The following is a 796-nucleotide window of genomic DNA, read 5'->3' on the forward strand; positions in this document are numbered from 1 at the left end:
ATATCAGCGCATCCGCATCGACGGCGTGGTCTACCGTACCTTGCTCGACCCGGAGGCAGTGACGGCGGTGTGGCTGGTGCAGCGTAAAGACCAGCAGTCGCCCATGGCCAAGGCGTTTGTCGAGCTGCTGACGCGCAAGGCGTTGGTGTAGCGTAAGAGCTATCGAGCTTTAGCGAGGCTGCGATGGCGGCGGCACAGGCAAAAAATATGTTGCCTGACACACTGTCATCGCAGCCTCGCTGGTGAAAAATGCGGCATCAGAGCCTTTTCAGTTCTGCTTCGACGTCCCCGTCTCCTTGAACAACTGCTCCGCCGTACCCGCTTGCGCCGCGCCGCTTGCGCGCAGCCCGGCCATGATGTCGCGGTCGAGCATGCTCACCCAGCGGTTGTAGTTGCGATGAATCTTGCCGTCCTTGTAGCCCAGTTCCTGGCTGTCACGATAGGTGATGGCGTAGCGGGTGCCGGTGTAGCGAATGTCGATCTCGGCGTAGTAGCGGTTGCGCACGTTGATCTGGGCCTGGATCAGGCCTGGGTCGGCGCGCTGGACGGTCCAGTTGCGCTTCTCCAAGGCGGTGAGGATGCTCTGTTTCATTTTCTCTTCGCTGACCTGCTCGTTGGCGGCGAGCGCGTGCTGGGTGTTGAGCACCGGTTTGCTGGTACAGCCGGCAGCGGTCAGCAGGGTCAGGGCGATGAGGGTGGCGCGTAGCAACGAAGACATTCCGTTCTCTCCAATCAATTAAAAGGCTTACTGCCAGCGGCGAAAGATCAGCGACGTGTTGACGCCGCCAAAGGCAAA

At 60.3% G+C, this 796-nt stretch carries 1 protein-coding gene; it reads right to left on the reverse strand.

Annotated features, from left to right (window positions below; translation table 11 throughout):
- Positions 1 to 268: 268 nt before the first annotated feature.
- The gene (locus ASU03_RS20340; protein ID WP_082627371.1) at positions 269 to 718 is read right to left on the reverse strand and encodes a hypothetical protein; all 450 of its coding nucleotides are present in this window, start codon (positions 716 to 718) and stop codon (positions 269 to 271) included.
- Positions 719 to 796: the final 78 nt, after the last annotated feature.

Origin of the sequence: Colwellia sp. TT2012, assembly GCF_001440345.1 — a bacterium.
Classification (GTDB): domain Bacteria; phylum Pseudomonadota; class Gammaproteobacteria; order Enterobacterales; family Alteromonadaceae; genus Colwellia.